The organism is Sphingomonas sp. BE123 (assembly GCF_031456015.1).
GTDB lineage: Bacteria > Pseudomonadota > Alphaproteobacteria > Sphingomonadales > Sphingomonadaceae > Sphingomonas.
The window spans coordinates 1,336,476-1,362,685 of the sequence record NZ_JAVDTW010000001.1 but is presented as its reverse complement, the minus strand read 5'-3'; the positions used below and the strand labels follow the sequence as shown (position 1 = coordinate 1,362,685).

Annotated in this window: 22 protein-coding genes; 15 read left to right on the top strand and 7 right to left on the bottom strand. The window is 66.8% G+C overall.

Annotated features, from left to right (window positions below; translation table 11 throughout):
• Positions 1-34: 34 nt before the first annotated feature.
• Genes J2Y54_RS06780 through J2Y54_RS06770 form a run of 3 tightly spaced genes read right to left on the bottom strand, consistent with a single transcriptional unit; the run spans position 35 to position 4,006 of the window.
• Positions 35-1,324, bottom strand: a complete 1,290-nt coding sequence (locus J2Y54_RS06780) for an MFS transporter (protein WP_310038029.1) — start codon at positions 1,322-1,324, stop codon at positions 35-37.
• Positions 1,321-2,520, bottom strand: coding sequence for a nucleotidyltransferase family protein (locus J2Y54_RS06775; RefSeq protein ID WP_310038027.1), 1,200 nt, complete (start codon positions 2,518-2,520; stop codon positions 1,321-1,323). Before J2Y54_RS06775 ends, J2Y54_RS06780 begins: the two co-directional genes overlap by 4 nt.
• A gap of 46 nt (positions 2,521-2,566) precedes the next feature.
• Entirely contained in the window at positions 2,567-4,006 is a 1,440-nt protein-coding gene (locus tag J2Y54_RS06770) for a S41 family peptidase (RefSeq protein ID WP_310038026.1), read from the bottom strand.
• A 226-nt stretch (positions 4,007-4,232) separates the two neighbouring features.
• On the opposite strand from J2Y54_RS06770, the gene rpsU reads away from it, so the two are divergent.
• Positions 4,233-4,439 (top strand): 30S ribosomal protein S21, encoded by a 207-nt coding sequence (gene rpsU, locus J2Y54_RS06765; RefSeq protein ID WP_010162663.1) that lies wholly within the window; start codon positions 4,233-4,235, stop codon positions 4,437-4,439.
• A 103-nt stretch (positions 4,440-4,542) separates the two neighbouring features.
• Positions 4,543-5,142: an FKBP-type peptidyl-prolyl cis-trans isomerase gene (locus tag J2Y54_RS06760; protein WP_310038022.1), complete on the top strand. Its 600-nt coding sequence runs from the start codon at positions 4,543-4,545 to the stop codon at positions 5,140-5,142.
• A 75-nt stretch (positions 5,143-5,217) separates the two neighbouring features.
• Here J2Y54_RS06760 and J2Y54_RS06755 read toward each other — a convergent pair whose 3' ends face one another.
• The gene (locus tag J2Y54_RS06755) at positions 5,218-6,489 is read right to left on the bottom strand and encodes a nucleotide sugar dehydrogenase (RefSeq protein ID WP_310038020.1); all 1,272 of its coding nucleotides are present in this window, start codon (positions 6,487-6,489) and stop codon (positions 5,218-5,220) included.
• Between the two features lie 146 nt (positions 6,490-6,635).
• Here J2Y54_RS06755 and J2Y54_RS06750 point away from each other — a divergent pair, with 146 nt between their 5' ends.
• Positions 6,636-7,346, top strand: a complete 711-nt coding sequence (locus J2Y54_RS06750) for a class I SAM-dependent methyltransferase (protein WP_310038019.1) — start codon at positions 6,636-6,638, stop codon at positions 7,344-7,346.
• 265 nt (positions 7,347-7,611) lie between these two features.
• Positions 7,612-8,883 (top strand): exopolysaccharide biosynthesis polyprenyl glycosylphosphotransferase, encoded by a 1,272-nt coding sequence (locus J2Y54_RS06745; RefSeq protein ID WP_310038490.1) that lies wholly within the window; start codon positions 7,612-7,614, stop codon positions 8,881-8,883.
• A gap of 11 nt (positions 8,884-8,894) precedes the next feature.
• Here the strand turns inward: J2Y54_RS06745 and J2Y54_RS06740 are convergent, their stop codons facing one another.
• A complete protein-coding gene (locus J2Y54_RS06740) occupies positions 8,895-9,689 on the bottom strand; it encodes a metallophosphoesterase (RefSeq protein ID WP_310038017.1) in 795 nt (264 codons plus the stop codon).
• A 164-nt stretch (positions 9,690-9,853) separates the two neighbouring features.
• Here J2Y54_RS06740 and J2Y54_RS06735 point away from each other — a divergent pair, with 164 nt between their 5' ends.
• Genes J2Y54_RS06735 through J2Y54_RS06685 form a run of 11 tightly spaced genes read left to right on the top strand, consistent with a single transcriptional unit; the run spans position 9,854 to position 23,915 of the window.
• Positions 9,854-11,380, top strand: a complete 1,527-nt coding sequence (locus J2Y54_RS06735; RefSeq protein WP_310038016.1) for a hypothetical protein — start codon at positions 9,854-9,856, stop codon at positions 11,378-11,380.
• Entirely contained in the window at positions 11,380-13,194 is a 1,815-nt protein-coding gene (asnB, locus tag J2Y54_RS06730) for an asparagine synthase (glutamine-hydrolyzing) (RefSeq protein ID WP_310038014.1), read from the top strand. Before J2Y54_RS06735 ends, asnB begins: the two co-directional genes overlap by 1 nt.
• Positions 13,195-13,218: 24 nt before the next feature.
• A complete protein-coding gene (locus tag J2Y54_RS06725; RefSeq protein WP_310038012.1) occupies positions 13,219-14,448 on the top strand; it encodes a glycosyltransferase family 4 protein in 1,230 nt (409 codons plus the stop codon).
• Complete coding sequence (locus J2Y54_RS06720; RefSeq protein ID WP_310038009.1) at positions 14,445-16,109, top strand: alginate lyase family protein; 1,665 nt, start codon at positions 14,445-14,447, stop codon at positions 16,107-16,109. Before J2Y54_RS06725 ends, J2Y54_RS06720 begins: the two co-directional genes overlap by 4 nt.
• Positions 16,106-18,199: a bi-domain-containing oxidoreductase gene (locus J2Y54_RS06715; protein WP_310038008.1), complete on the top strand. Its 2,094-nt coding sequence runs from the start codon at positions 16,106-16,108 to the stop codon at positions 18,197-18,199. Before J2Y54_RS06720 ends, J2Y54_RS06715 begins: the two co-directional genes overlap by 4 nt.
• Positions 18,200-19,135 carry a glycosyltransferase family 2 protein gene (locus J2Y54_RS06710; protein WP_310038007.1) on the top strand — a complete coding sequence of 312 codons (936 nt, stop codon included), beginning with the start codon at positions 18,200-18,202 and terminating at the stop codon, positions 19,133-19,135. It abuts the gene before it with no gap.
• On the top strand, positions 19,132-20,289 hold the full coding sequence (locus J2Y54_RS06705; protein WP_310038006.1) for a glycosyltransferase: 1,158 nt from the start codon (positions 19,132-19,134) through the stop codon (positions 20,287-20,289). Before J2Y54_RS06710 ends, J2Y54_RS06705 begins: the two co-directional genes overlap by 4 nt.
• Complete coding sequence (locus J2Y54_RS06700) at positions 20,286-21,008, top strand: class I SAM-dependent methyltransferase (RefSeq protein ID WP_310038005.1); 723 nt, start codon at positions 20,286-20,288, stop codon at positions 21,006-21,008. Before J2Y54_RS06705 ends, J2Y54_RS06700 begins: the two co-directional genes overlap by 4 nt.
• A complete protein-coding gene (locus tag J2Y54_RS06695) occupies positions 21,005-21,652 on the top strand; it encodes a methyltransferase domain-containing protein (RefSeq protein WP_310038004.1) in 648 nt (215 codons plus the stop codon). Before J2Y54_RS06700 ends, J2Y54_RS06695 begins: the two co-directional genes overlap by 4 nt.
• On the top strand, positions 21,649-22,866 hold the full coding sequence (locus J2Y54_RS06690) for a glycosyltransferase family 4 protein (protein WP_310038003.1): 1,218 nt from the start codon (positions 21,649-21,651) through the stop codon (positions 22,864-22,866). Before J2Y54_RS06695 ends, J2Y54_RS06690 begins: the two co-directional genes overlap by 4 nt.
• Complete coding sequence (locus J2Y54_RS06685; RefSeq protein WP_310038002.1) at positions 22,863-23,915, top strand: glycosyltransferase; 1,053 nt, start codon at positions 22,863-22,865, stop codon at positions 23,913-23,915. Before J2Y54_RS06690 ends, J2Y54_RS06685 begins: the two co-directional genes overlap by 4 nt.
• Here J2Y54_RS06685 and J2Y54_RS06680 read toward each other — a convergent pair.
• Entirely contained in the window at positions 23,901-24,686 is a 786-nt protein-coding gene (locus tag J2Y54_RS06680) for a glycosyltransferase family 2 protein (protein ID WP_310038001.1), read from the bottom strand. The two genes, J2Y54_RS06685 and J2Y54_RS06680, sit on opposite strands and share 15 nt — an antisense overlap.
• A complete protein-coding gene (locus tag J2Y54_RS06675) occupies positions 24,683-26,152 on the bottom strand; it encodes a hypothetical protein (protein WP_310037998.1) in 1,470 nt (489 codons plus the stop codon). Before J2Y54_RS06675 ends, J2Y54_RS06680 begins: the two co-directional genes overlap by 4 nt.
• Between the last annotated feature and the right edge of the window lie 58 nt (positions 26,153-26,210).

Genomic DNA, 26,210 nt, shown 5'->3' with positions numbered 1-26,210 from the left:
GGGGGGCTCTAGCGTGGATTGGCGGTGGAGGGAATCAATCCTCCAGGATCTTCGAATGCACCCGCGTGTCGCGCATCCTCAGATAGGTGACCAGCGACACGCCGATCATCGCGGTGACATACCAGTAGAAGCCGCGCTCCATCCCCTGATCCTTGAACCACAAGGCGACGTAAGGCGCGGTGCCGCCGAAAATCGCGTTGGCCAGCGCATAGGGGAGGGCGACGCCGAGCGTGCGGATATGCGCGGGGAACAGCTCCGCCTTCACCACCGCGTTGATCGAGGTATAGCCGGTGACGATCACCAGCGCGCCCGACATGATCAGGAACGCGGCGAGCGGGGTCTGGACGCTCTCCAGCGTGGTGAAGATCGGCCAGGTGAAGGCGACGCCGAGCACGCCGAACCCGACCATCAGCGGTTTGCGCCCGATCCGGTCGGAGAGGGCTCCGGCGAGCGGCTGGAGGCACATGAACACGAACAGGGCGGCGGCGCTGATCTGGGTCGAAACCTGCTTGGTGAAGGCCCCGGTGCCGCTGAGGAAGGTGAGGAGGTAAACGGAGTAGGCGTAGAAGGCGAGCGTCCCGCCGGCAGTGAGCAGCATCACCAGTGCCGCTTCGCGCGGGTGGCGCAGGAACAGGCCGCCAAAGCTGGACTTGTCCTCCGCCGCCGTGCTGCGATTGGCGAAGCTTTGCGTCTCGGGCAGGTTGCGGCGGAGCCAGAAGACGCCGACCGCGAGCACGCCGCCGATGAAGAAGGGGATGCGCCAGCCCCATTCCGCCAGCGCGGTATCGGCCATCGCCGCCTGCAGCGCGAGCAGCACCGCGAGCGCGACGAGGTGGCCGGAGATCAGCGTCACATATTGGAAGCTGGAATAGAAACCGCGCCGTTCCTTGCCCGCCATTTCGGAGAGGTAGGTCGCGCTCGCGCCATATTCGCCGCCGACCGAGAGCCCCTGCATCAGGCGTGCGACCACCAGCGATACGGTCGCCCATGTGCCGATGCTGTCATAGCCGGGCGTCACCGCGATCAGCATCGATCCGCCGCACATCAACGTCACCGATAGCGTCAGCCCCGCCTTGCGTCCGCGCCGGTCGCCATAGATGCCCATCAGCCACGCACCGATCGGGCGCATGAAAAAGCCGACCGCAAAGATCGCCCAGACGTTGAGCGCCTGTGCCAGCGGATCGCCTTTGGGGAAGAAATGCGGGGCAAGATAGCTGCTGAACGCGGCATAGGCGTACCAGTCATACCATTCGACCAGATTGCCCGCCGATCCGCCAAAGATCGACTTCAGGCGGCTTGCGCGGTCCGGCGCGTGGTGCGTCATTGCTGTCTCCCGTTCGTCCCCGCAGCGCGCGCCGGAGCGAGCTTGCGCCATGCAAAGCGTCCGGCCAGCGCCAGCGGTGCGGTCCAGCGCCGCCACCATGGCGCGTCGGGCGCGTAGGAGGAGGCTTCGGTGACCATCAGGCGGAGTTCCTCCAGCCGATAGCCCGCGCCCGGCATGAACCGGATGCGGTCCAGATAGACAGCAAGCTGGCGGTCCCAGTCGCGGGCGCGGAGCGTGGCATGATGCGGCGCCGTCAGGTCGCGAATCGCCGCAGCGGTCAGGCGGCGCGCATGCGCTCCGGCCGTTGGCGGGGCGGGGAAGGTGGCGCTGCCGAACAGCGTGCCGGCGAGCAGGATGGCGCTGTCATAGACCTGCGCGACGCCCAGATTGCGGGCGCGCTCCGCGGCGGCTGCGCGCAGATCGGCATCGGTCGCGCGGAGCATCGCCGCGAAATCGGCGATCCATTTGAGGCGGTGCCAATTGGTGCGCGCGCCGTGCAGCGCCAGATAGACGAGCAGGTCGGGCCGGGCGAGCGTCGGCACGCCGCGCCCGGCGCCAAGGCTGACCGTCTCCCGCGCCGATGCCAGCCCGATATCGGGCGCGAGCCAGCGATTGATGAACAGGCGGATGTGCAACTCGACCGTCACCTTGCGTTCGGGGTGATGCCAGCTGCTATCTTTGAGCACATGGTCCAGCGATCCTGGCGGCGCGCGGTCCTGGCCGTCGAGCGATTCATATCCCAGCGCCCGGAGCGCCGCGAATGCATCGGTCCGGCGGTGCGGGGCGATCAGCAGATCAAGATCGTGCGATGCCTTGGCCGCAACGTCGCCATATGCACAGACCGCCAGCGCCGGTCCCTTGACCGCGATCCAGTCCACGCCAGCGGCCGAGAGCGCGTCGCCGATCCGGACTGCTTCGCTGGCCTGGGTCATGGCAAGGATCGCGTCGCGCCGGGCCAGCGCCTGCGCCTGCGCGACGACCGGCGGCGGCGCCGTTTCGGTGATGCGCAGCGCCCGCGCGACCAGCGGGATCACGCGATGCCAGCGCGCGTCGGTCAGCACTGCGTCCCAATCGCTTACCCGGCTTGCCGCCGCAGCGATCGCCGAGCGCCGCTGCGCGTCGTCTGGCCAGCGGCAGGCCGCGGTCAGATAGGCAAAGCTGCCGGCATCCTCGGTCCCTTCGGCCGCTGCAGCCACCCTGTCTTCCCCCCGTTCCCCGTGCCCGCCGTCCGCGCGCGTTTCGTCAGAACGACCCGGGAAGTTCGCGCTGCGCCGTGCTCGGCCGTGCCGGGCTGACCAGTTCGATCATCGACTTGCCCGAACCTGCGGTCTTCGCCTCGGCAGCGCTGGCGGTGATCGGCGTACAGCTGCGGCCCCCCAGAAAGTCGAGCGCAGCCCGGACCGACGCTTCCTGCGGGTCGCCCAGCGGCCGCGTCACATCGTCCACGGCCTGGCAGGTCGCGCCCATGAACCCGGCGAGACCGGTATAATAGGCCCCCTGACGCGCGCTGTTCTCGGTCGCGAAGGCGACGACGCGCAGCCGGTCGTCGCATTCGCGCCGGTCGAGCGCGATCTGTCCCACCGGCTTGCCATAGGTGTTGGTCCCGATCAGCGCGGCGCGGTTGCCGAGATAGGGGATGAACGTGTTCATCACCAACTCGCTTGCCGACGCGCTGCCGCCGGTGCCGATGAACGCAATGCGGGTCGGGGCGATCGATTGCGGCTGCGGGTTGAAGAACGCGGTTTCGTTGTTCGACGCCTTTGACGCGCGGAACGTGGTATAGTTCGCCACCTGGCTTGTCGTCTTGTCGCGCGCGAGCAGGTTGTTGATCAGCGTGGCGATCGAAACCAGCCCGCCGCCATTGTAGCGCAGGTCGATGATGACCTCACTGATTCCCTGTGCCCGGAAATCGGCGAATGCCGCGCGCAGCGGCGCTTCGGCCGTGTTGATGAAGGTGCGCAGGTTGACATAGCCGACCTTCTTGCCGCCATCGTCGATGATCTTGGCGCCGTAACGCGACGAGACCGGGGTGAGGGTGTAGGTCGCGCGTGTCACTGTCGCGGTCTGTTCGCTCCCGCCCGCCGGGCGAAAGCGGAACACGCGCGTGTCGCCGTTGATGGCGTTGGAAATCCCCGCCGATCCTTCGCTGGCGACGATCTCGCTGACCGCGCGCAGCGTTGCGGTGCTGGTCCCGATCGCGAGGATTTCGGTCCCGCGATCGATCCCGGCGGCCAGTGCTGGCGTGCCCTCGAACGATTCGGCTATGAACAGGCGCCGCGCCGCCGAATCGAGCGTCAGGCGAAAGCCGAACCCGGCATTGGACCCCGAATTATAATAGGCCTCTTCTTCGGCGATCGAGGTGATGTAGGTGAAATACCGGTCCTTGCTCTGGCCGCGCGCGGTGGCGGTCAGCGCGTCGATATAGTCCCGAACCGTCGCATAGCCGGACGCACTGAGACTCGCCGGCAGTGTCTCGGGGAACAGATACCATTCGTTGAGTTGCTGTGCGACCCAGCTTTGGCGTGCGCTGAGCGAGCAGGTGCCGCTCGGGCTGGGGGTCGGGGCCGACCCGCTGCCGCCGCCAGCCGTGACCGATCCGCCTCCGCCGCCACAGGCGGACAGCAGCGCGAGACTGGCGGTGATTGCGGTAACGGACTGAAAACGTTTGAAGAACTGGCGCATAGCGGAAACAGATTACCGCACCGGCAGCGATCCGTCATGCGCTAAATACGGCGATTGCCGGTGGCTGTGCCATCGCATAAGGGCGAGCCGCGCGGGCGATTGTCGCCGCCACGGCTTTTCCTTGTCTTTGCACCGGGGCTTTGCTAGGGGCGCCTCCCAACGCCCGGGGCAGGTGCTTCGGCGATCCCTGTTCTGTTGAATTCGAATCTGGAGTTGAGACGGCTTTATGCAAATCATCGTTCGCGACAATAATGTCGACCAGGCGCTGCGGGCGCTCAAGAAGAAGCTGCAGCGTGAGGGCGTCTATCGCGAGATGAAGCTGCGCCGTCACTACGAGAAGCCCAGCGAGAAGCGCGCCCGCGAGCGTGCCGCTGCGGTCCGCCGTGCGCGCAAGCTCGAGCGCAAGCGCATGGAGCGTGACGGCGCCCGTTAAGGCGTTGTCGACCGGTGTGCGCTGTGCGCGGACGCCGGTAAGCTGTTCGTTATGACTTATCGCCGCGCTCCGATGGGCGCGGCACCAGCAAGGTAGCTGAACGATGTCGTCCGTGACCGCCGTGCCGATTCCGCCGACCAAGCGCAGCTATCTTGCCTGGATATGGTTCGGGATCGCCGTGGCGATCGCCGGCGGCGCCGCGCTCGCCTGGTTCGGAACCGCCACGGTGGTTGCCGAGCGGGCCGATAACGCGAGCTTCCTTGCCGCGAACAAGGCGGTCGACGGGGTCACCGAGACCGCGTCGGGCCTGCAAATCCAGACGATCACCGAAGGGACGGGCGCGAGCCCGACCGACAGCGACGTCGCGCTGGTCAACTACAAGGGCACGCTGCGCAACGGCGAGGAATTCGACGCCAGCCAGCAGCCGACTCCGCTGCCGGTCGCGAACATGATCCCCGGCTTCACCGAAGGGCTGAAGCTGATGAAGAAGGGCGGCAAGTACCGCCTGTGGATCAAGCCCGAGCTTGGCTATGGCAGCGAGGCGAAGACCGATCCGCGCACCGGTCGCGAGGTCATCCCGGCCGATTCGCTGCTGATCTTTGAGGTCGAGCTGCTCGAGTTCCTGCCGCAGAGCGTCTACATGCAGATGATGCAGCAGCAGATGGGCGGCGCGCCGGGCGCTCCCCCGCCGTCGGGCAACTGATCCGACGGGTTCGGGCACACAGAAAAAAGGCGAGGCCGTCGGCCTCGCCTTTTTTGTTTGGGGCAAGGGCTTCGCTCAGAGCGTCCAGCGACCGGTCGTGGCGCCGGCGCCGGGTACCGCATTTTTGAGGTCGGCAAACAGTCCGCCCGGCGCGATCAGCGCAGACAATCGATCGGCGCCCATCGCGATGTACGCGTCATGGGCAACGGCGAGCAGCACGGTGTCATATTGCGCGGTCAGCGCCTCAGCACCTGCCAGTTCCAGCCCATATTCATGCCGCGCCTCGGCGCTATCGGCGAGCGGGTCGTGCACGGTGACCGCGTGGCCAAGCTCGACCAGCCGGGCGATCAGGTCGGCGACCTTCGAATTGCGCAGGTCCGGGACGTTTTCCTTGAAGGTCAGCCCCAGCACCAGCGCGCGCCCGGCGACGCCGCCACGCAGGCCGTGCAGCCGCTCGGCGATCCAGCCTGCCATCGCGTCATTGGTGTTGCGGCCCGCCAGGATCACCTCCGGGTTGTGGCCCAGCATCTCTGCCTTGTGGCTGAGGTAAAAGGGGTCGACGCCGATACAGTGGCCACCGACCAGGCCAGGATGAAAGGGCAGGAAGTTCCATTTGGTCCGCGCTGCGGCGAGCACGTCCCAGATCGACAGGTCCATCGCCGAGAAGATCCGCGTGATCTCGTTCATGAAGGCGATGTTGATGTCGCGCTGGGCGTTCTCGATCACCTTGGCGGCTTCGGCGGCGCGAATCGACGCCGCGCGGAACACGCCGCCGCTGGTCACCTGTTCGTAAAGTGCGGCAACGCGGTCGAGCACTTCGGGGGTCTGGCCCGACACGACCTTGGTGATCTTGTCGATCGTGTGTTCGCGGTCGCCCGGGTTGATGCGCTCGGGCGAGTAGCCGAGGAAGAAGTCACGCCCGCTGATCAGACCGCTGACGCGTTCGATCTCGGGGCCGCACAATTCCTCCGTCACGCCGGGATAGACCGTGCTTTCATAGACGATCACCGGCGTCCGGGACGGATCGATCATGCCCGCGACCGTGCGTGTCGCCGCCATCACGATGCCAAGATCGGGCTTGTTGTTCGCGTCCACTGGCGTCGGCACGGTGACAATGATGAAGTCGGCGGCGGTGCAGGCGGCCGGATCGCTGGTGAGGACCAGCGTGCTCGCGGCGAGCCGGTCGCGGTCGATCTCACCGGTCCGGTCGTGGCCGTCGCGCAGCTCGGCGATGCGCCCCGCGTCAATATCGAGTCCGATCGTGTCGAACCGCTTGGCCAGCGCGACCGCAAGCGGCAGGCCGACATAGCCCAGACCCACGACGACAACCCGACTCTGCTGCGTCATTCGCATTCCCCCGCCCATGCCCGGCTGGGCAAGCTGTGCGCCCCTTGGCAAAGGGGCGGGGGCAAGGCAAGTCGCAAGCCCCGCCAATGGCTTGCCAATCTGCAGGCCGGCCCCTAGACGACGCCTCCGACGGGGAGACGGGACCAGTGACAGCAAGCGCAGCCAAACCGGTCGATGCCGTCGATTGGCACGAGTCGATCGCCGAATCCTTTCAGGCCGGCTATGACGTGTCACCGCGCTTTCGCGAACGCCTGGCACTGTGGCGCACGCTGATCGATCGGCACGTCAGTTCGGGCGAGCGCGTGCTCGACGCGGGCTGCGGCGCTGGTACGTTCAGCTTCGAGGCGGCACGACGCGGCGCTGACGTGGCCGCCATCGATGGTAGTCCCGCGATGATCGCGCTTGCCCGCCAGCGCCAGACCGAGCTTGGCCTGTCCGACATCCGGTTTGACGTGGCGCTGCTCGACAGCCTGTCGACATGGCCGGCGGGCACGTTTGACGCTGTGCTGAGTTCCAGCGTCCTTGAATATCTTCCCGACCTCGAGGCTGAGGTCGCGCGCCTTGTCCGGCTGCTCAAGCCCGGCGGACGGCTGATCCTGTCGATGCCGAATCGGGCCTCCCTGTACCGAAAGGCGGAGCGCGTTGCGTTCGCGCTGACCGGGCGCCCGCGCTATTTTGCGCATGTCCAATCGATGGCGACACAGCGCGAACTCGCCGCGCTATTCCGTCGTCAGGGCGTCACCCCGCTCGAACATCATTTCTACGCCGCCCCGCCGGGCGACTCGCTGCTGTCGCTGTTCGGCGCGGCACGCAGCAAGACGCTGCTCGTGATGGCCGGGCGTCGCGATCCGGCGTGACTGTGCCGCGATGGTCACGCCAGCGTAAGATTCGTCGGCCAGGCGGTGCTGTGGCGGAACCAGTTGATCGATCGACGGTTGGCATGCGCGGGAGATTCCGGGTAGGTTATCCCGCTGCCGCGTCGGCCTGCCGGGTTGCACCAATTGTCGTGCAGGGCGCCGCCGTGGCCTCTGAGGTTCGGAGCTTGGGGAGGCTCGACGTGTTCATGCGGACCGGGATTGCGCCGTCTGGCAACGCTGCGTGTGGGGGACGGCCGTGCTGAAGATGTATGCCGAACTCACGCACCGCTCGCGTCACAGCCTGTTCGAATCGCTGCGCGTCGAGGTGCTGCTGCTGTTCACGCTGGCGGTAATGGCGCCGGCGCCGCTGCTCGGTCGCTATCTCCTGCCCGGTATCGATTCACGCCCGATCGACTATGCCGTGATCGCCGCTGGCTTTGGCGCGGTGGTCGGGCTGCTGCTCCTCCGGCGCGTTTCGGCGTTCCCGGGTACGACGATTTTCGGTTACATCCTGCCCTCGTTCCTGACCTCCTACGGTCTGGCAGTGGCGGTGATGTTCCTGGCGCGCGCCGACTATAGCCGCCTGTACCTCGCGGTTTCGCTGCTGGTGGCGGTGGCGGTGAGCTTTGCCGTGCGTTTCCACCTCGACAAGGCGACGTCGCAGCGTTTCTATTACGTGCCGGCGGGCAACATGTCGGTGGTCGATCAGACGCCCGAAGTCGAATGGATCCCGCTGCTCAGCGCCGAGGTTCCGACCGTGCGCCGCGCCGTGATCGTTGCCGATCTGCGCCATGATCACGCCGATCAGTGGGAGCGCATGCTGGCCGAGGCCGCGATCCGCGGCCATGTCGTCTACCACGTTAAGCAGATCGCCGAATCGCTGACCGGGCGGGTCGCGATCGAGCATCTGTCGGAAAACAGCTTCGGTTCGCTGATGCCGAACCTTGCCTATGTGAAGTTCAAGCGCGTGATCGACGTGATCGGTACCTTGTTCATCCTGCCGGTGCTGATCCCGCTTCTGGTCTTGATCGCGCTTGCCATCCGGCTGGATTCGCGCGGACCGGTCTTTTTCATGCAGCGGCGCATGGGGTTTCGCGGCGAGCCGTTCACGGTGATCAAGTTCCGGACCATGCGGCCGCGCGACGAGAGTGCGGATCGCGACGATTGCGTGACGCAGGACGATGATGACCGCATCACCCGGCTAGGCCGGTTCCTGCGTCGCACCCGGCTCGACGAACTCCCGCAGGCGTTCAACGTGCTGCGCGGCGAGATGAGCTGGATCGGTCCGCGTCCGGAGGCGATCCCGCTATCGGAATGGTATGAAGCGGAGATCCCGCATTACCGCTACCGCCACATCGTGCGTCCGGGGATCAGCGGCTGGGCACAGGTCAACCAGGGGCATGTTGCCGACCTCAACGCGGTCCACCTCAAGCTCCATTACGACTTCTTCTACATCAAGAACTTCTCGGCCTGGCTCGACCTGCTGATCCTGTTCCGCACCGTCGCGACCGTCACCAGCGGGTTCGGCGCGAAGTAACGTCGCGCGCCTTACGTGTCCGGCGTCACCCGTGGTGCGCCGGCGCGCAGGTACCAGCGCTCACCGCCTTGCAGCGCGATCGCGGTCAGCATCCCGCTGGCATAAGCGCCGGTATCGATGCCGATCCGGTTGCGCTGTTCATCGACGTCGCGCGTCACCGTGTGTCCATGGACGACGATGGCCGGGTGCGGCGCACGACTGTTCAGGAATTCGCTGCGGATCCAGCGCAGATGCTCCGGACGCTGCTGCGCCAGCGGGACGCCCGGCTTGATCCCGGCATGGACGAACCAGTAATCGCCGATCGCGACATGATCGACCATCGCGTTGAGAAAGGCGAGATGCGTTTGCGGGACCTGTTCGGTCAGCGCGCGCAGGATTTCGGTTCCGATGCCGCGATCCAGAACCCGCTCGGGTACGCCATAGCTCAGGATCGCCGCATCGCCGCCAGCCCGGCGCCAGACGCGCAGCGCATCGAGGTCGCCGCCCAGCGCCATCAGCATCAGTTCTTCGTGGTTGCCCGCGATGAAGTCGGTCGCGATGCCCCCCCAGTCGCGGGTCAGGCAACGATCGATCACCTGTGCCGATGCTGGGCCGCGGTCGATCAGGTCGCCGAGCAGGATGATCCGTGCCCGCGCGGGTGCGCGGGCGGCGATGTCATGCTCGATCCGGTCGAGCAATTGCGCGAACAGGTCGTCGCGGCCGTGGATGTCGCCGATCGCATAAACGCACAGATCCGCGTCCACGCTCGCCTGCTGCGGCGCGGCCAACGGCCGGGGGGCGGCGCGGCGAAACAGGGAAAAAACCATCAAAAAAACTTGCATTCGGGAAATTGATCGCGCCGCCCCTCTAGAGCAATGCGTCTCGCGCGACAATTGTGCAGTGCGTCACAGTTTCGCCGGGCATACTGGCGCACTTGCCTGAATGAAGCTAGGGACTTGGCTCCTGCTCACCGCCAGGCGAACGTCCACCGATGAATTACGGCACCGCTCCCCTGAACTCCGACGATGCCACCCGGCTCGCGCCGATTGCGGCAGTGCGCCCGGGCTGGGGGGAGATGGGCGTTCTGCTCGCCGCCAGCATCCTGACGCTCATCGGTGTCAGCCTGGGACCGGACGTGCCGCACTGGATCAACATCGTGGCGCCGATCATGTTGTCGGTCGCGATGGGGCTGGGCGCCCTCGCGCTGATCCGGCGCGAAGCGCGCGCGGTGTGGGCACCGTTGTTCTGGGTACGGATCGTGATCATCGCCTTTTCGGGCATCGGATCGCTCGTCCCGTTCTTTGCCAATGACGTGACGCGCGGCGCGCTGGACCGGTTCTTCACCGTCTTCCCGGCCGACATGACCAAGTATAACGCCGTCGTCTGCGTCTTCACGCTGGCGATGCTGCTCGCCGCGCGGGTGTCTTGCGCGCTGGTGGACATGAATGTGCGGCGACGCGAAGGGCCCGTGCTCAAGGTCAAGCCATCGGCGCTCGACGCGGGCCAGTTCGGCTTGCTCGCCCTTGCCTTGTCGCTGCCGATCAAGATCCCGTCGATCTGGATCCCGTTCGTCACGGGCGTGCCGTTCTCCCTGCCGAACTCGATCGCGCTGTTCGGGATGCTGTCCTACATCGCCTATCCGCTGCTGATCTATCATGCGCTGTCGACCCGCCAGCGCTGGCCCTTCTTCGCGGCAATTCCGTTCATCCTGATCGAATCCACGCTCGGCTTGCTGATGTTCAACAAGACCGAGCTGCTGTTCCCGCTGATCTTCAGCTTTCTCGGCGTCCTGTTCCACCGTGCGACGCTGACGCGCATGCTGGTCGGCGGCGTGGCGCTGTTCCTGGTCTATTCGGTGGCAACGCCATTTGCTGCCTATGGGCGCTCGCAGGAAGCGCGCGATACCGGCAGCATCGATACGACCTTCTCGCGCTCGCTCGTCATCGCGTCGCGTTACGACTGGCGCGTCGGCAATCAGGACGAGGGCGAATTTCAGGGCGGCTGGGCGCGACTGACCTACATTACCGCCGGCAGTTTCGCGATCTCGCAATATGATCAGGGCATTCCCGGGACGACGATGGAAAATGTGTTCCTGATCCTCGTCCCGCGCGTCCTGTATCCCGACAAGCCCAACATGTCGCTGATCTTCGCCGAGTTCAATTATGCGGTCACCGGCAACGACAAGTCGCAGTCCGCGCCGGGCATTCCGCCGGAGGGCTATTGGAACTATGGCTGGGCCGGCGTGGTCGGGTTCGCGCTGCTGATGGGCGTCGTTTATGCGCTGTGGTCGATCTACGCGATCGCGACGCTTCAGGCGGGGGCATGGCATCTGCTGTTCATCTCGCTGATCGGAGTCCGCGTGGCGTCGCGCATCGACGGGTTGATCGTGACCGACTTCGTGCCGATGATCCCGTTCGCGATCTTCGCCCATTTCCTGCTGACATTCGGCAATGAACTGATGTTGCGCGGCAAGGCGGCGCGGGCGCGTCCGCTGCTGCTGACCCACGGAGGCGCGTGATGTGCGGCATTGCCGGCTATTTCGCCTTTCGTGATTCGGCTGTTCCGCCGTCGATCGACGCGCTGACCGCGATCCGCGACCGGATGCGCCTGCGCGGTCCCGATGGCGCCGGACTGTGGACCAGCGACGATCGCCGCGTCGGCTTTGCCCATCGCCGCCTGTCGATCATCGATTTGTCGGACGCGGGCGCGCAGCCGATGCTGAGTGGCGATGGACGCCATGCCATCGTCTTCAACGGCGAAATCTACAATTACGCCGCGCTCCAGGCCGAGCTCGAGGAACAGGGCGTTCGCTTTCGCGGCCATTCCGACACCGAAGTTCTGCTCGCGCTTTATGCCCGCGACGGCGATGCCATGCTCGACCGGCTACGCGGGATGTTCGCGATTGCGATCTGGGACTCCGAACGTCAGCGGTTGTTGCTGGCGCGCGACCCCTATGGGATCAAGCCGCTCTATGTGAGCGTTGCTGACGGCGTTCTGCGCTTTGCCTCGCAGGTCAAGGCGCTGCTTGCCGACCCTGCCGTGTCGCGCGACATCGATCCGGCCGGGTTGGCGGGATTTCACCTGTTCGGCTCGGTGCCCGAGCCCTTCACCCTGTACCGCGCCATTTCCGCTGTCCCTGCCGGGCACCGCATGGTGGTGGACACGCGCGGTGTCGGCGCGGCTGAACCCTTTGCACCGGTCGCCGGGTGCATCGCCGCCGCCGGGCGCCAGCCGCTTGATCGCGACGCGATCCATGCGGCGTTGCGCGACAGCGTGCGCCACCATCTGGTCGCCGATGTCGAGGTTGGCGTGTTCCTGTCGGGCGGGGTGGATTCGGGCGCCGTGCTCGGCCTGATGCACGATTGCGGCCAGATGCCGCAGGCCGCGACCTTGCGGTTCGAGGAATTCGAAGGCCAGCACAGCGACGAAACCGCGCTCGCTGCTGCCAGCGCGGCGACCTATGGCGCGCGCCACCATGTCCGTACCGTGACCGCAGACGAGTTCCGCGCCGACCTTCCCGCGATCTTCGACGCCATGGATCAGCCCAGCGTCGACGGGATCAACAGCTGGTTCGTCAGCAAGGCGATCCGCGAAGCCGGGCTGAAGGTCGCGCTGTCCGGGCTGGGTGGGGACGAACTGCTCGCCGGCTACAGCACCTTCCAGACTGTGCCTGCGACGCATCGCCGGTTCGGCGCGTTGAGCCGCCTTCCTTTTGCGGGAGGCGCGGCGCGGGCATTGCTGCGCACGCTGGCCCCCGGCCTGTTGCGCCGCAACCCCAAGGCGGCGGGCCTGTTCGACCTGCCGGCAAGCTGGGCGGGGACCTATCTGTTGCGTCGCGCAGTGCTGCTGCCGTTCGAGCTGGATGGCGTGATGGATCCGGCGCTGGCGGCTGAAGGGCTGGCGCGGCTCGATCCGCTCGGGCTGATCGATCGTGCGCTGTCGCCCGATGCCGGTCACGATGTCGGGCGTGTCGCGGCGCTCGAATCCGCGATGTACATGCGCAACCAGTTGCTGCGCGATGCCGACTGGGCCGGGATGGCCCATTCGCTCGAGATTCGCGTGCCGCTGGTCGATTACACGCTGCTCGGTGCGGTGGCGCCGATGATGCACGCGCTGCGCCCGGGCGTGGGCAAGGCGGTGCTGGCAACCGCCCCGGCGACGCCGTTGCCCGACGCCGTGCTAAACCGGCCCAAGACCGGGTTCAGCGTGCCGGTGATGAGCTGGGCGCGGGGACGCGCGCGGCACGTCGTCGATCGCAGCGACTCGCGTTACTGGTCTGCCCGCGTTCTTGCCCCGCTGCTGGGTGACGGCAACCTGCCGCACGCAGCCTGAAGCGCCGTCCGGGGGGAATGAACGATGCGCATCACGGTCCTGAATCATTATTATTCGCCTGAGGTGAATGCGCCGGCGTCGCGCTGGTCCGAAATGGCGCGCGCCTGGGTCCGCGCGGGGCACGAGGTCACGGTCGTGACCTGCGCGCCCAACCACCCGGCGGGCCAGCTCTATCCCGGCTATCGCAACCGGTTGTTCCAGCGCGAAACCATCGACGGGGTCGAGGTGATCCGGCTGTGGACCTTCCTCGCTGCGAATGAAGGGTTTCTTCCACGCATCGCCAACTATGTCTCCTATCTCGCTTCGGTCGCGCTCCAGCGCTGGCGGCTGCCGCCCGCCGATGTCGTCATCTCGACCTCGCCGCAATTCTTCTGCGGCCTGGCGGGCCGGATGTTGCGCAGCCGCCGGCGCCCATGGGTGCTCGAAATTCGCGACCTGTGGCCCGAGAGCATCATCGCCGTCGGCGCGATGAAGCGCAGCGCGCTGATCCGCGCGCTCGAGCGGATCGAGGCCTATGCCTACCGCAAGGCCGATCTGGTGGTCGCGGTGACCGACAGCTTCGTTACGCATATCCGCGCGCGCCGCCCCGCCGGGCCGATCGCGGTGGTCAAGAACGGCGTCGACCTGTCGCTGTTCACGCCAGCCGCTCCGGACGCGATCGCCGCCTTTCGCGCCGCGCACGGGTTGGAGGGGAAATTCGTCGCCGCCTATGTCGGGACGCACGGCATGGCGCACGGGCTGGATGCCGTCATCGATGCCGCCGAACGGCTGCGCGATCGCGGCGACATCGTGTTCCTGATGGTCGGGGCAGGCGCCGAGAAGGAGCGACTGACCGCCGAAGCAGCGCGGCGTGGCCTGTCCAACATCGTCATGCTGGGGCAGCAGCCCAAGGCGATGATGCCGGTGGTATGGAGCGCGAGCGATGCCGCGCTGGTCCTGCTGCGCGGGCTGGACACGTTCAAGAGCGTGATCCCGTCGAAGATGTTCGAGGCGATGGCGCTGCGAATCCCGATGGTCCTGGGGGTCGAAGGCGAGGCGCGCGCGCTGATGGAGGCGGGCGGAGCCGGTATCGCGATCACGCCGGAAAGCGGGGCTGAGCTCGCCGCCGCCGTCGAGCAGCTCGCGAGCGATCCGGCGCTGGCAGCGCGGCTGGGCGCGAGCGGGCGGGCGCATGTCGAGGCGGAGTTCGACCGCGAGAAGCTGGCGCTCGCCTATCTGGCGGAGGTGGAGGCACTGGTCGGGGCGCAGCGATGATCGATCGTCTGCGTCGCTCGATCGCCTTTGCGCGCCATATGCCGGTGGAAAAGCTGGCTTGGCGTGGATGGCTGACCCTGTCGCGCCGGCTTGCGCTGCGCGCGCCACCGTCGCTCGAAGGCCCCATGCCGCTGCTGACAGCGGCCCCGCCGGCTCCGGTCTTCGCCCCGCGCGACGGCATGGTCGCGCGCACCGATGCCGGCTGGTGCTTCACCTTTATCGGGCGCAGCCTCGCCGTTGGCGATCCGGTCGACTGGGCGCTGCCCGGACCGGGACCGCGCGACCAGCTGTGGCGCATGAACCTCCATTATATGGAGTATCTCGAGGAGCTGGGCGCCGAAGACGGGCTTGCGCTGATCCGCCAGTGGATTGCGGCCAACCCGCCCTATCGGCCGGGCTTCTGGCATGACAGCTGGAACAGCTACACGCTGTCGCTGCGGGTGCTGTGTTGGATGCAGTTCTTGGCGCGGCACCGGCCGGAGGGCGCGTGGACCGCCGACATTGCCGCGTCGCTGGTGCAGCAGCTGCGCTTCCTGATCCGCAATCTCGAGCGTGATCTGGGCGGCAACCATCTGATGAAGAACATCAAGGCGTTGGCCTGGGCCGCGGCGTTCTTCGACGGGCGCGAGGCGCAGGGGTGGCGTGCCCGCGCCATCCGCCTGCTGGCGCGGGAGCTTCGCGCCCAGATCCTGCCGGACGGCGTGCATTATGAACGCTCACCCTCCTATCATGCGCAGGTCCTGGCCGATCTGATCGAGACGCGGCACGCGCTTGGCGGGGACCCGCTGGGCGGCGCGCTGGATCGTGCGATCGCGGCAATGGGACAGGCGGTCGCGGACCTTGCCCATCCCGATGGCACGCCGGCGCTGTTCAACGATGCCGGGCTCACCATGTGCTACGCCCCCGGCGAATGCGCCGCGCTGGCCGGTGGGGCGAGGCGGCAGCGCGTATTCGCCTATCGCGATGCCGGCTATTTCGGAGCGCACTGGCCGGAACTGTCGATCGTCGCCGACATGGGCCGGATTGGCCCCGACGATCTTCCCGCCCATGCCCATGGCGATATCGGCAGTTTCGAGCTGTCGGCCGGTGGATTGCGCTTCATCGTCGATCAGGGCGTGCATGAATATGTCGCGGGCCCGCGCCGCGACCAGTCGCGCGCTGCCGCGTCCCATGCGGTGCTGGCCCTGGACGGCGCCGATCAGGCGGAGTTTTTCGGGGCGTTCCGTTGCGGCCGCCGCCCGACCGTGCGGGTCGACCGGTGGGAAGCGCGCGACGACGGCTTTGTGCTGGAGGGGCGGCACGATGGCTATGCCGCGCTCCCCGGCAAGCCGGTCGTTGTGCGCCGGATCGCGGCGTCTCCGCGCGCCATCCATGTGAGCGACCGGATCATGGGCGCCACCGACCGGACGGCCAGTGTCGGGCTGTTGCTGCATCCCGACTGCCGGGTCGAACTGATTGCGGGTGGCGCGGCTATCCATCGCGAAACCGTCACAATTTTCGTCAAAAGCGCGCTGTCCTTGACGGTCGAAACGGCAGAATGGTGGCCCGACATGGGGCACCGGATGCCGACGACCCGGCTGCGCTTGACTTGGCCAGGGGGTTCAGCCGATGGCGCGTTCGCGATCGGCCTGTCGGCAGATGATTTGAGCGGGGCAATGTGAAGCAAGTCGAACAAAATTACCGCAGCGGTGCGCTGCGCCTGATTGATGCGCCCGCGCCGGGTGCCGGGCGGGGCCGCAACCTCGTTGCGACCCGGGTTTCGTTGATCAGCGCCGGCACCGAAAAGCAGATCATCGATCTGGCCAAGAGCTCGCTGGCGGGCAAGGCGATGGCGCGCCCCGATCTGGTGCGCAAGACGCTGCAGAAGGTGCGGCAGGAAGGGCTGATCCCGACCGCGCGCAAGGTGTTCGCCAAGCTCGATACGCCGATCCCGCTGGGCTATAGCTGTGCCGGCGAAGTGATCGAGACGGGCAGCGATGCCGGTGGTTTTGCCGTCGGCGACCGCGTTGCCTGTGCCGGGGCGGGCGTTGCCAATCACGCCGAATTCAATGCGGTCCCCAAGAATCTGACGGTGCGCATCCCGGACGGCGTGTCCGACGAGGATGCGAGCTTCGTGACGCTCGGCGCGATCGCGCTGCAGGGCGTTCGCGTCACCGCGCCGACGCTGGGCGAGCGCGTCGTGGTGCTGGGGCTGGGCCTGATCGGTCAGCTGACCGTGCAGCTGCTCAAGGCCAATGGCTGCCGCGTTTTGGGGTTCGATCCCAACCCGGCGCGCGCGAAGCTGGCAGAGGAGATGGGCGCGGATCGCGCCGTCACCGGCGATCTGGACGATGCGGTCGCGGCGTTCACCGGCGGCCATGGCGCCGACGCGGTGATCGTCACGGCATCGAGCAAGTCGAGCGACCCGCTCAACAAGGCCGCCGAGATCAGCCGCATGAAGGGCCGTGTGGTCATGGTCGGGCTGACCGGCATGGCGATGGACCGCGAGCCTTTCTACAAGCGCGAACTCGATCTGCGCCTGTCGATGTCCTACGGCCCCGGGCGCTACGATCCGGCCTATGAGGTCGACGGGCATGATTACCCGATCGCCTATGTCCGCTGGACCGAGCAGCGCAACATGGAGGCGTTTCTCGAGCTGATCGCGGCGGGTCGGGTGACCCCGTCGAAGCTGGTCACGCATCGCTTCCCCATTGCTGAGGCGGAAGCCGCCTATGCGATGATGGACGGTGACGAGCCGTATCTTGCGATCCTGCTGACCTATGATGCGCAACCAGGCGCGCCCGAGCGCACGGTTGCGGTAGCCACGGCGGCAGCCGGGGATGCGCGCGGCAGCGGATTCATCGGCTTTGGCAATTATGCCAAGTCGGTGCTGCTCCCCGCGCTGCAAAAGGCGGGGGAAACGCGGCTGACCAAGGTCGTGACCTCGACCGGCATCTCCGCACACTCCGCCGCCGAGCGCTATGGCTTTGCCGAGGCCTCGACCGATGCGCGCGCGCTGCTCGACGACGCCACGACCGATTGCGTGTTCGTCGCGACCCGCCATGACAGCCATGCCGCGCTGACGATCCAGGCGCTCAACGCCGGCAAGCATGTCTTTGTCGAAAAGCCGCTGGCGATGACCCATGCGCAGCTGGCCGACGTCGCGGTGGCGGCGGATGCGGCTCCGGGTGTGCTCGCGGTCGGCTTCAACCGCCGGTTCGCGCCGATGGTGCGTGAGGCGCGCGACGTGCTGGCGCGCAGCGGCGGGCCGCTGGTGATGCAGTATCGCATCAACGCCGGTCATATCCCCGGCGACAGCTGGGTGCATGGCAGCGAGGGCGGCGGGCGCATCGTGGGCGAGGTCTGCCACTTCGTCGACACGCTGAGCGCGCTGTGCGGTGCCGATCCGGTGAGCGTCGAGGGTGTGTCCCCCGACGGGGTCAGCGACAGCCTCGCGGCCGTGATCCGCTTTGCCGACGGCTCGGTCGGCACGATCCTCTACGCATCGATGGGCGATCCGTCGCTGCCCAAGGAATATGTCGAGGCGTTCGGGCGCGGCGTGGTCGTCCGGCTCGACGATTTCCGCAAGCTGCATATCACCCAGGGCGGCAAGACCCGCACCGTGTCGGCGAGCGCGCAGGACAAGGGGCAGGCGGCGCTGGTCAAGGCGTTCTACGACGCCGCGCGCAACGGGGCACCGGCACCGGTGGCGCTCGACACGCTGATCGCGGTGTCCGCCGCGACGCTCGACCTCGCCGGGATCAGCGACTGAATGGAACCCGTCGCCAAGCCATCGATCACCGCGATCATCCTCACCTTCAATGAGGAACTGCACATTGCGCGGTGCATCGAGCGGCTATGGCCGCTGGTCGAGCGGATCGTCGTGGTCGACAGCTTCTCGACCGATCGCACGGTCGAGATCGCGCGCGACCTCGGGGCGGAGGTGCTGCAGCGACCCTTCGTCAATCAGGCCGACCAGTTCCAATGGGCGCTCGACACGGTCGCGGTGACGAGCGCCTGGACGATTCGCCTCGACGCCGACGAATACTGCGAGCCCGAGCTGATCGCGACGCTGCACGCGCGCCTGCCGCAGCTGCCCGATACGGTGCAGGGCGTGGTGTTGCGCCGCAAGATGATCTTTCGCGGCCGCTGGATCCGCCACGGCACCTATTATCCCGTCTATCTGCTGCGCGTCTGGCGCACCGGCAGCGCCTATGTCGAGCAGCGCTGGATGGATGAGCATATCCGGCTGCGCCACGGGGACAGCGTGACGATCACCGACGGCGATTTCGTCGACGAGAATCTCGGCACGATCGGCGACTGGACCGCCAAGCACAACAACTACGCCACCCGCCACATGGTCGATTTCGTCGGGCGCAGCATCGGGGTGATCGCCGCCGAACCGCGCCCGACCGAGCGTCGTGCGCGATGGAAGCGCGTGCTGCGCGAGGATGTGTTCGGCGGCGCGCCGCTCTATCTGCGCAGCGTCCTCTACTTCATCTACCGGTATTTTTTCCGGCTCGGTTTTCTCGACGGGCGGACCGGGTTCGTATGGCATTTCATGCACGGATTCTGGCTGTTCATGCTGATCGACGCCAAGATCGACGAGGCGCAGCGCCAGATTGCGCAGCATGGCCGGGAGTCGTTCCTGCCCTGGCTCAAGGACCGCTACAACATGGTCATCAGTGACGATCGGCTGATCCGGTGACGCGGCCCGTGATCCTCAACCTGCTCGGCTGCTACTGGCCGGGCAATGACAGTTCGGGGCCGAACACCAGCTTCCGCTCGATGGCGAGCGAACTGGGGGCGGATTTCGAGTTCCTGATGGTCGCGCGCGACCTGCCGCTGGGCGCCGATGCGGCAAGCGTCACGCCGCCATCGCACGATCGGTGGCATGACATCGGCTTTGCCCGGGCGCGGTACCTGCCGATCGGGCGGCGCGGTGCGCAGGGGCTGGGCGCGTTACTCGATACGACACCGCACGACGTGCTGCACCTCAATGGCTATCACGACCGGGAGTTCACCATTCCCGCGCTGGTCCGTCGCCGCCTGCGGCGCCCGCCCCAGGGTGTATTGCTGTCGCCGCGCGGCGAGTTTTCGGACGAGGCGCTGGGGTTGGGTGCGCTCAAGAAGCAGATTTACCGTGCCGTCGCGAACGGGGCGGGACTGCTCAGCAATGTGGTGCTTCATGCCACCAGCGACGCCGAGCTCGCCGATCTGCGCCGCGCCTTTCCGCGCCACCGCATCGAACTGATCCCGAACGCGCGCGCGATTTTCCCGCTGCCCCCCGCGGTGGCGCGCCGCACGGACGAACGCTTCCGCATTGCCTTTGTCGGTCGCATCTCGCCGGTGAAAGGCGTCGATATCGCGCTGCGCGCGCTGGCACAGGTCAGGGCGCCGGTGCGGTTCGAGATTTACGGGCCGGTGCAGGATGCGGACTATTGGCGCAGCTGCACCGCGCTGATCGCGGCGCTGCCATCGCATGTCGAAGCCGTCGCGATGGGGGAGATCGCCAACAGCGCGGTCGCCGCGACGATGGCCCGGCAGGACCTGATGCTGATGCCGTCGCTCAGCGAGAATTTCGGGCATGGCATCTTCGAATCGCTCGCCGCCGGCACCCCGGTGGTGATCGGTGACAAGACGCCGTGGCGTGATCTTGCCGCGCGCCGGGCGGGATTCGACCTGCCGCTCGCCGACGTCGCTGCGCTTGCCGCTGCGATCGATCGGCTTGCGGCGATGGACGCGGCCACCGCGCAGCAATGGCGTGACGGCGCGCGCGCGGTCGCGGAGGGGTTTGTCGCGGCCAGCCCGGCGCTGGCGCAGATGCGCGCGCTATATCATGAGCTTGCGGGGGGACGATGAGCGAGACGAGCGCGCTGTACGCCGATTATGACGCCTGGAAGGGCTGGGGCGAACCGTTCCGCTGGAATGCGGAGGAGGGGCGCTATTACGCGGCGGAGCTGGGCCGCAACCCGGCCGGGCTCGACATTCTCGAGATCGGGTTTGGCAGCGGCGCCTTTCTCGGCTGGGCGCGCGACAAGGGCGCGCGGGTGATGGGGGCGGAAATCACGCCGGCATCGGTCGCCGCGGCACAGGCGGCGCAAATTCCGCTGGTCGCTCCCGATTTCGAGGCGCAGGGCGCGTTGGCCGCTAACAGCCTCGATGCCGTCGTCGCGTTCGATGTGTTCGAGCATCTCGACCCGGCCACGATCCCGGCCAAGCTCGCGGCGATTGCCCGCGCATTGCGGCCCGGCGGCGTGCTCGTGCTGCGCTATCCCAATGGGCAAAGCCCGTTCGGGCTGGACCCGCTGCACGCCGACGCGACGCATATCGTCGCCCTGTCGCGCGCAAAGATCGATCAATATGCGGCGGGCACCGGCCTGCGGACGATCCGCTATGGCGCGACCGCGCGGGTGTCGTCGGGCAGCGTTGCGCGCGACGCGGTGCGTGCACTGCGCTACATGCTGCGGGGGCTGCATGCGCGGTTCATCCGGTTCGTCTATGCGACCGATGTCGAACTGGCGCCGGTGGTGACTCAGGTGATGACCCGCGATGCGGAGTTGAGGGGAGAAGCGCGATGAACGGGCAACGGGTCAATATCGGATGCGGCGCGACGCCGACCCCCGGCTGGCTGAACCTCGACAATAGCTGGACCATTCGTGGGGTGCGCAACCCGCTGCTGGGCGCGGTGATGCGTGCGGCGGGGATGTTCCGCGGCAAGGAGACCTATGTCCAGGCGATCCGCGATCACGACATTCGCCACGCCAACGCCGCCGGGCGCCTGCCGCTGGCCGATGGCACGGCCGAGGTGATCTATACCAGCCATATGGTCGAGCACATGACCCGCGCCGAGGTTGCCCGCTTCCTCGACGAGGCAAAGCGCGCGCTGCGGCCGGGCGGTATCCTGCGCATCGCGGTGCCGGACGTCGATTATCATGTCGGCATCTATCGCGAGACGGGCGACGCCGACGGACTGATCGCGGGCCTGATGATGGCGAGCGAGCCGCCGCAGGGGCTGCTCCAGAAGCTGCGCTACCTGATCGTCGGTGAGCGGCATCATCTGTGGATGTATAACGGTCCGTCGCTGGCGAAGACGCTGGCCGAGGCCGGCTTTGCCGATGTCGCGGTGATGCCCGCCGGCGAAAGCCGCATCCCCGATCCGGGCGCGCTCGACCTCGCCGAGCGTGCGCCCGAGAGCGTGTTCGTGGAGGCGACGCGGCCGTGAGCCAGGTTTCCAGCGCGGGGCGCCGGCGCCTCGCGATCGTGGTTTCGCACCCGATCCAGCATTTTGTGCCGCTGTACCGCGCGCTCGCCGCGACCGCGGATATCGAACTGCGCGTGTTCTTTGCCAGCCGGATCGGCCTGCAAAGCTATTACGACCCGGAGATGAAGACGCAGATCGCCTGGTCGATGGACATGCTGTCGGGCTATGACCACGTATTCCTGCCCGGCGCCGACGCGATCACGACGGTCGATTTTCGCTCGATCAACTCCCCCGGTCTTGCCGCCGCGCTTGATGCGTTCGGCCCCGATGCGGTGATGATCTATGGCTATGCGCAGGCCAATGCGCTGCGCGCGATCCATTGGGCGCGGCGCAACCGCCGCAACGCGATGATGATCAGCGACAGCGAGCTGCGCCGCCCGCGCACCGGCCTGCTGGGGCGGATCAAGGCGGCGATGATCCCGCAAATCTATGCGCGGATCGACAATTTCCTGTCGGTTGGCGACTGCAACGAAGCCTATTACCGCCATTATGGCGTGCCGGCGGACCGTATCTTCCGCTCGCCCTTTACCATCGACGAAGAACGGTATCGCGCGCAGCTGACCCAGAAGGACGCGGCGCGCGCGGCGTTGCGGGGCGAGCTGGGACTGGCCGATGACGCGATCCTGGCGCTGTTCGTCGGCAAATTGTCGCCGCGCAAGCGCCCCGCCGACCTGCTTGCCGCCGTCACGCGCCTGCGCGATGCCGGCGGCCCGTTGGTCCACGCCGTGTTCGCCGGCAATGGCGAAGAGATGGCAGCGATGCAGGCGGCGGCGACACGCGGCGGCGCGCCCGCGCATTTCCTCGGCTTCGTCAATGTCGACCGGCTACCGTCGATCTATGCGGGGTGCGACATGCTGGTCCACCCGTCCGAGGCCGATCCGCACCCGCTGATCTGTTCCGAGGCCGCCTGCCTTGGCCTGCCGATGCTGCTCAGCGACCGGATCGGTGCGGAAGGCCCGACCGACATTGCGCGCGCCGGTGACAATGCGCTGATCTTCCCGGTGGCCGATATCGATGCGCTGTCGGCGCAAATCGGCGAACTGGCGGGCGATCCGGCCAAGCGCGCACACATGTCCGCGCGCTCGCTGGCGATCTTTGACGAGCTTGACGTCCAGCGCAGCATCGACGGCATTCGCCGCGCCATGATCGCGGGCCTGCGCGGGCGGCGCGGATGAACCGGCGCGCGGTCTTTGCGACCGAATTCTGGTTCGGCGCCAATGGACGCTCCCTCGCCCAGGGCTTTCGCGAACAGGGCTGGGCGGTCGATGAGGTCGATGTCCATCATTATTCCCCGCGCGGCCGTTCGCTGGCGGCGCGCGCGGCGGGGCGGCTGCTGGGGCCGATGCAGCGGCGCGAATATAACCGCGCCATCCTGCAATCGGCGATCGATCACGACGCGTCGGTGATGCTCACCGTCAAGGGTGGCGAGATCGACGTCGCGACACTTGACGCGTTGCGCGCGCGCGGCGTGCGCACGGTCAACTATTATCCCGATTTCGAATTCGAATATGCCGGGTTCGATCGCGAGCGCCTGCGCGGTTACGATCTGGTCGCGACCACCAAGAGCTTTCACCTCGACACGTTGCGCACGATGATCGGCGCGGATCGCGTGGCGCTGGTCCATCACGGCTTCTCGCCGCTGGCGCACCGCGCCGTGGCGGTGCCCGACAGCGATGCCGGGTTCGAGCGCGACATCGTCTATATCGGCAATGCCTCGCCCTATAAGCGCGACTGGCTGCTGCCGCTGTTCGAAGCCCCAGCGCTTGCGCACGCGCGCAAGTTCGTGATCGGCCATCGCTGGAGCGACGTCGCGGCGGGCACCGCGATCGAACCGCACATCCTTGGCCGCGCGATGGCCGGCGATTTCTATTCGCGCGAGATCGGGGTCAGCAAGATCAACATCGCGCTGCACATGGGACCGGCGACCGCGAGCGGCTGGCAGGATCTGGTGTCGACCCGGACCTTCGAAATTCCGGCTGCGGGCGGCTTCATGCTGCATATCGACAATGCCGAGGTGCGTGGCCTGTTCGATCACGGGACCGAGTTCGACAGCTTCGCCACCCCCGAGCAACTGGTCGAACGCGTCGTCCATTATCTGGCGCATCCGGCAGAGCGCATGGCGATGGCGCGCGCCGGTCATGCACGCGCCTGGCGCGATCACAGCATGGATGCGCGTGCGGCAGAGATCGTCGCGCTGATCGAACGCGGCTCAGCCGCCGCGTAGCAGCCGGCGAATACGCTTGGCGATGGTCAGCGCCAGCGTCCCGCCCGGCCAGCGCGCGATCCGCTGCTCGAGCTGCCAGCGCCGTTCGGCCGGGTTGAAGGTGAAGCGGTCGCCGATATGGCGAAACACCTCGAACCCGTCGATCGACGCGACCTTGAAGCGGCTCTGCGCCGCCACCGCGCGCGACATGGCCAGCTCCATCCGCGTCATCGGCACGCCTTCCTGATACAGGCCGATGACTTCATGGAATTCGCGCCGCTTGAGGTGCGGATTGTCCGAATAGGTGCCCTGATGCACCCCCATGGTCGCGACATCGTCGGTGCCCAGCGCGGGCAGGACCAGCCGGTGGCCGGCGACCTGGCGCTCCTCCGCCACGTCCAGCTCGGCACGGTCGCGGAACAGGATCAGGCCAAGATCGGGATTCTCCTGCAGCGCCTGCACCGCCACGCGCAGATAGTCGCGACGCCCGACCATCAGCCAGTCGTCCTGCATCATCAGGATATAGTCGCCGCTCGCCGCACGGATGCCGCGATTCTGGTTGGCGCCAAGCCCGGAATTGCGCGCCGCCACCGCGCGCTTGTCGAACGGAATCTGCGCCAGGATACGCTGGGTATAGCCGTCGCTCGCATCGTCGGCGAGGATCAGCTCCAGCCGGTCGCGCGGATAATCGGTGAACGCAAGAAACGTCTCATAGGTCGCGACCAGCGTATGGGCGCGATTATAGGTGACGAACACCACCGAAATCAGGGGCAGGTCCGTATCGCTCGTCATCGGTTCGCCTTCCATTGCGTAAACGGGCGGTAGAATCCGGCCAGCACCGCCAGCCCGAATGCGGCGCCGATCAGGGCGCCCCCCGCAAGAGTCATGACCTGTCCGTCAAGCAGCGGGCGGATCGCCACGCTGGCGCCATAGCTTGCCACGAGCAGGCCGATCGCAAGCGCCGTCGCACTCGCCTCGTCCCACAGCGTCTGCAGCGACCAGCGCGTATGCACGGCACGCAGGATGACCAGCGCAAGCGGGAACAATTCGGTGCAATAGACCGCGACGGTCAGCCGGATCGCGATATTGTCGATCGGTAGCGCCACCGCCAGCAGCGCGGCGGCAGCGCTCTGCAGCAGGACCGCTTTTGCCACCGGACCGGGGCGGCTGGCAAAGGTCAGATAGGGGGAGGCAATCTGGACCGTTGGTGTCACCACCAGCGGCGACAGCATCAGCAGCAGGATCAGCGGATCGAACAGCTCGGCCTTACCCACCCATAGTTGCATCAGGTCAGGCCCGAAGCCGAGCAGCATACCGGCCATCAGCCCGAACAGACAGGCAACGGCGCGAGTGACCAGTCGATATGTCGAATCGAACAGATCGTCGCGCTTCTGCGTCTTCAATCGCGCCAGCTCCATCGCCAGCACGAAGGTGAATTTGGAAATCGCCGTGCGCAGGAAATTGCTGAGCGTCCGCAGCAGCACATAGCTGGCCAGAATGCCGGTGGTGGCGCCGGCATTCGATCCGATCAGCAGGACCGGAAGCTGCACCATCACGACCGACGGGATGAAGCCGACGCTGTAGAGCAGGCCAAGTCGCAGCTGCCCCTTGGTCGAAAACGGTGTCGGACGCGCGACGCGATAGCGGAACAGCGGAAAGCGGCGGGCGATATCGAGCGACATCATCAGCATGTTGCCGATGACCACCGACGCCGCAGTCGCCAGCGCCGCCGCCATCAGATCGAGCCCGAATGCGAGCGTGCCAAGCGTCAGCGCCACGCGCAGCAGGTCGATCCCCGCGATCAGCGTCGTGCCGCGCGCAAAGGCGGAATTGGCGCGGTACACCCCGGCCTGGTTCGACATGGCCATTCGCCCGGCTACTGCAAAGCCCAGCGCGAGCACCGCAATCTGGTCGCGCGCGCCGAGCGGGGCGGGCAGGCCCATCAACTGCTGTACCGGGGGCACCAGCGCGACCAGCAGGGTCAGGCCCATGACGCTCGCGGCAAGGCCGAGGAAGATCATGTTGGATTCGGCGTAGATGCGCACTGCCTGATCCTTCGCGCCGGCATGCGCGGCTTCCGCCATCTTGTTGCTGAAACTGATCTGCGATCCCATGTCGATGATCGAGAAGATCGTCACCGCCGCCATCAGGATCGACCAATATTCGAACCCGGTGATGCCCCAGATGCGGACCATTACCGCAGTCAGGATGACACGGTCGATCAGGTTGCTGGCCAGCGGCATGACCTGGCTCGCCATGTCCAGCACTATCCTGCGCATCGGTGCGGTCGCGCCCTCTGGTCATGGTGGAACCGAA